Genomic DNA, 5202 nt, shown 5'->3' on the forward strand with positions numbered 1-5202 from the left:
TGAGTTTATAGACACGCACTAATTAGTGTCTGTCCATAAAGTGCCATTTACCGTGTTACGCTCGTCCGAAAATTACTCATTTACGAAAAGTAAACTCCGTATTTTCGGACTTCGCAAGCCTTGTAAATGACACTTTCTGAACAGACACGCATACTGTAAAAATTTTTTGCGAGTTTATAGACACGCACTAATTATAATCCGTTTAACTTTTACGAATGACTGGTAATAAATTGTTTGTAAAACTCAGAAAACAAACATCAACTCTCTCATAATTAAATCTTTGCGTCATCGCGTCTCTGCGTTTAGGCTTGTTTTAACGGGTTATTGTACTAAAGATTGCATTTTAAAATGTTAACCACATCCGTTATTCTATCTCTTCATAATCAATTCCTTCAATATAATAGACGGCATAATAGTCTTTGTTGTTTTCTTTCATCCAGTTTCGCATCTCTTTTATATTATTGAGTTCTGAGCTGCATGCATCTTCATCAATTTCTGCCTTTTCTTTTTCTTCGAGTGTTTTTTCTTCCCATTCGTCGATGTATGAAGATGAGAGCCGGTTTTCTCTCAAAATTCCTTTGGCCACCAGTTTACTACCCGACAATTCCTGATTAAACCCGTTGATGTTACCTCCGGCTTCCAGTCTGATGGATGTTTTTCCGTTATTATCCATCAGAAAACATCGTTTTCCGCTGTGACGACAAACGTGTGTAACCAGTCCGGTTACCACAACTTCTTTATCAACATTTTTTTCGGCTACTTCTAATAATTCTACTACTGTTTTGGCATCACCGATATTGACGGACTTCAATTCGTTTGAACCGGTTTCTCCTGAGTTCTTATCATTCTCCTGGTTATTTGTTCCGCAGGAAAGAATTGTCAGGGCAATGGCCAATGTGTAAAGGATGTGTTTTGTTTCCATTGATTTTTGAATTGGAAATAAAAATAATTGATTTATGACGTTGAAAATAACTAAAAAACTTCACTCTCAGGCATAATTCGCTTTAATATATAAACAACAGATCATTAGATTTCTATATATCACTATTCAAAAGAATATCATAATAATGAACAACTTTAACTATTTAGTATCTGTCCATAAAGTGCCATTTACTGTGTTACGCTCGTCCGAAAATTACTCATTTACGATGAGTAAACTCCGTATTTTCGGACTTCGCAAGCCTTGCAACTGGCACTTTCTGAACAGACACTCAAATTGTAAAAATTTTTAGGGAGTTTATAGACACATACTATTTATTCGTATAAAATTTAATTTTTAAGGTCGAATGGAACTCGCATGGAAGTATTTATCAATATTCTTGTTGTTGCAATCCTTGCTATGCTCGTTTCATTACTTTTGGTTAACTATTGTTGGGGATATATTTCTGAAGAAAAAAAGAACAGAAACCATTTTTTAACATTTCAGAAAACAGGAGTGAGGGAAAAAATGACCAACCCCAAAACAGAATCATCAAAGAAAAATACCTATCTTTGATTTCAGATTAAAACAAAATTTATCGGTTTTCTTTCTGATGATCAGTCGGAAAGAATTAAAAGGGAATCCTGTGAAAATCAGGAGCTGTCCCCGCAGCTGTAAGTCCTAATGATGTTTTGATACTTCAAATGCCATTGACCTTTAAGGTTGAGAAGGCCATCAAAACAGGACAAGCCAGAAGACCTGCCGACGAATAATCAATCCGTAGCTTTCGGGCGAAAAGCAAAGGAGAGGTATCTATCTTGTATTTTTTGAGGTAAATATTTCCTGTCCAATTCTTTTTCCGGAAGCTGCATTGTATCATTTTGCAAACCTTAAAATTTAAATGCAATGAAGAAAAATGCAGCTTTGGTTGATGCCACGCTTGTTGTTAAGCGTGATGGCCACCACGTATTCTTTGATGAAGAGAAAATTACTTTTGCCATTTTCAAAGCCCTTCGCGCTGTCGGAAACCCCGACAGAAAAAAAGCTTCTAAGTATTGCCGTGAAGTAGTCGAAAAACTTAATCTGAAAAAGAGAAACACACCGCCTTTTGTTGAGGAAATTCAGGACCTGGTGGAAAAGGTGCTTTTCGATTCGCGAGAGTTTCAGGCTGCCAGAGCATTTATTATTTATCGCTATCAGCATCAGAATATTCGAAATACCAAAGAGCTTTTCTCTAATATCGATATGGTTGAAGATTACGTCAACCTTAAAGACTGGCGTATTAAGGAGAGTGCCAATTCTACATATTCACTTCAGGGGCTGAATCAGCATATCTCGACTATTGTTAGTTCTCAATATTGGCTGAACCAGATTTATCCGAAAGAAATTGCAGAGAATCACAAGTCGGGTCGTTTTCATATCCATGATCTTGGTTTTCTCAGTGTTTATTGTGTTGGCTGGGATTTGGAGGATTTGTTGTTAACCGGCTTCAAAGGAGTTGACTCTAAAGTTCAGAGCCATCCTGCAAAACATCTGAGAACCGCTCTCGGACAGGTTGTAAATTTTTTCTATACTATGCAGGGCGAAGCTGCAGGGGCTCAGGCATTCTCGAATTTTGACACATATCTGGCTCCGTTTATCCGATACGATAAACTGGAATATTCTCAGGTGAAACAGTGTTTGCAGGAATTTTTCTTTAACATGAATATACCAACCCGTGTGGGATTTCAGACGCCTTTTACCAATGTAACTCTTGATCTGAAGGTGCCTGGCTTTTTAAAAGATCAGCCTGTTGTAATCGGTGGCAGGATTATGGAAGAAACTTATGGTGACTTCCAAAAAGAGATGGATGTTTTCAATAAGGCTTATGCCGAGGTAATGATGGAAGGAGATGCCAATGGCAGTGTTTTTTCTTTTCCAATTCCCACCTATAATATTACGCCTGATTTTGACTGGGATAATTCCGACTATAAATATATTTGGGAGATGACTTCCAAGTACGGGATTCCCTATTTTTCCAATTTTGTTAATTCGGATATGGACCCTGACGATGTACGCAGCATGTGTTGTCGTTTACGTCTCGACAAACGGGAGCTGAAAAAAAGGGGAGGAGGTTTGTTCGGATCCAATCCCCTGACAGGTTCGGTTGGTGTGGTAACACTCAATTTACCGCGACTTGGTTATGAGGCACGATCGGAAGAGGATTATTTTAACCGTCTGGAACATCTTATGGAACAGGCCAAAGAAAGTCTGGAGATTAAACGCAAAGTCATTGAGAAACTGACAGAACAGGGGTTATATCCTTACTCCAAATTTTACCTGAGGCATCTATATAAAAAGAACCATTCATACTGGGGAAATCATTTTTCCACCATCGGACTTATCGGGATGAACGAATGTGCGCTGAATTTTCTCGGTTGCTCCATTGCCGACCCGGAAGGTCATGCGTTTGCCTTAAAAACCATGAATTTTATGCGGCACAAACTGGAGCAGTTCCAGGAAGAAACCGGGCATATCTACAACCTGGAAGCCACACCTGCAGAAGGTACTTCTTATCGTTTGGCCCGCATCGATAAAAAGGAATACCCGGATATTATAGTTGCCAATCAGGAATCGGTAAACGATGGAGGAGAACCCTATTATACCAATTCCACACAATTGCCGGTCAACTATACCGATGATCTTTTTGAAGCTCTTGAATTACAGGATGAATTGCAAACCTTGTACACTGGTGGGACTGTTTTTCACACATTTGTTGGAGAGAACCGGCTCCCTGTGGAGTCTGTTAAGCAACTGATCCAAAAAATTACTGAAAACTTCCGGCTTCCATACATTACCTTGTCACCCACTTTCAGCATTTGCCCCCAACACGGGTATCTTTATGGCGAGCATCCCGTTTGTCCCAAATGCGAGGCCGCCGGAAAGCAACAAAAGTGCACGGTTTTTTCACGTATTGTAGGGTACCTGCGACCGGTCGACCACTGGAACGAGGGAAAACAGGAAGAATTCAAAAGCAGGGCTTTATTTGATTCCCGAGGAGTGAAAGTGTTGGAAGAAGCATAAGTGTTCAAGCAAGATGTTTTCACTATTTCCGTTTGGATGGCTTTCTCCGGTCATTCAAACGGCATAAAAACAATTAAAATGCCATTGAATAAATCGGAATACGATAAAAAATATTGCCAGCCTCTAAAGCCGCCGCTCATAAGCTGGGATATATGTTGCGAAATGCACCATCGGAAAAAAATTCCGGATTTGCCTGTTGGCGGTTTTCTGAAACAGAGTCTCATAGACTTTCCGGGATATATATCAGCCATTGTGTTTACAGCTGGTTGTAATTTCAGATGCAGCTATTGTCACAACGCTCAACTGGTACTCCCCGATAAAATAAGGAAAGCGTCTAAATACGATGTTGCTGAATTACTGGACTGGATCAGCAAAAACAAAAAAATGCTGGATGCAGTTGTTGTAACCGGTGGGGAACCCACATTACATAAAAAATTGCCCGTTTTTTTAGAACTGATAAAAAACATGGATATGAAAGTAAAGTTGGATACAAACGGAACCAATCCGGATATGTTATGCTGCCTCATCGATTATCAGTTGGTCGACTATGTTGCTATGGATATTAAAGCGCCACTCGAATACGACCGATACAAAGAAATTGCAGGTCATTTATTTAACCGCAAAATGTTTGAAAGCATTAACCGATCTGTTGAACGGTTAAAAAAGGGAGATATTTCGCATGAATTCAGAACCACTCTGGCTTCGGAGTTATCAATTGTTGACCTTCGGAGTATTGCGGATATAGCTGATACCAATTATTATATCCAGCAGTTGAGAGAACCGGGTACCGGTAATATCGTAAAAAATGAAATATCGATCGATTCTGTCAATGAAATGATCAGAAATCATCCCAAAAAAGAGTTTATACATGTTAGATAGTGCCAGCAAGAAAACTCCTGTTTTTTAGGCAAGCCCAACGCAGCAATTGGCGTTTTTTTGATAGCACTAGATAAGTTCTGTGTGTTGTTATTTAAACATATATTTGAGTTATTTAAATCACTATATAATTTGCATGTTATTTTATATCATAAAAATATTTATATTTGCACTCTTGGTTTAGTGCATTCACATCTTTATGGACATTAAGATACCCGGTAAAACGGGTTTAATAGGGAACCATGTGAAAATCATGGGCTGACGCGCAACTGTAAGCTCCGCTAAAAATCCTGTAGCAAATGGCCACTGTTTAGTATAAAGCTTTAAAAAAGAAAAGCTATTAA

At 38.8% G+C, this 5202-nt stretch carries 4 protein-coding genes and 2 riboswitches; of the genes, 3 read left to right on the forward strand and 1 reads right to left on the reverse strand.

Annotated features, from left to right (window positions below; translation table 11 throughout):
• Positions 1-364: 364 nt before the first annotated feature.
• On the reverse strand, positions 365-922 hold the full coding sequence (locus OQ5_RS0115865) for a hypothetical protein (RefSeq protein WP_016778432.1): 558 nt from the start codon (positions 920-922) through the stop codon (positions 365-367).
• Positions 923-1297: 375 nt separating this feature from the next.
• Between OQ5_RS0115865 and OQ5_RS0115870 the strand changes: the two genes are divergently transcribed.
• The 3 genes from OQ5_RS0115870 (at position 1298) to OQ5_RS21355 (ending at position 4861) form a co-directional block, all read left to right on the forward strand.
• Positions 1298-1495, forward strand: a complete 198-nt coding sequence (locus tag OQ5_RS0115870) for a hypothetical protein (RefSeq protein WP_016778433.1) — start codon at positions 1298-1300, stop codon at positions 1493-1495.
• A gap of 6 nt (positions 1496-1501) precedes the next feature.
• Positions 1502-1700, forward strand: a riboswitch (cobalamin riboswitch).
• 125 nt (positions 1701-1825) lie between these two features.
• A complete protein-coding gene (locus tag OQ5_RS0115875) occupies positions 1826-3982 on the forward strand; it encodes a ribonucleoside triphosphate reductase (protein WP_016778434.1) in 2157 nt (718 codons plus the stop codon).
• A gap of 78 nt (positions 3983-4060) precedes the next feature.
• Positions 4061-4861, forward strand: coding sequence for an anaerobic ribonucleoside-triphosphate reductase activating protein (locus tag OQ5_RS21355; RefSeq protein ID WP_176694093.1), 801 nt, complete (start codon positions 4061-4063; stop codon positions 4859-4861).
• 189 nt (positions 4862-5050) lie between these two features.
• Positions 5051-5202, forward strand: a riboswitch (cobalamin riboswitch). This riboswitch is flagged as partial in the annotation.

It is taken from the genome of Anaerophaga thermohalophila str. Valhall, from assembly GCF_000250735.1.
In the GTDB taxonomy this organism is placed as follows: domain Bacteria; phylum Bacteroidota; class Bacteroidia; order Bacteroidales; family Marinilabiliaceae; genus Anaerophaga; species Anaerophaga thermohalophila_A.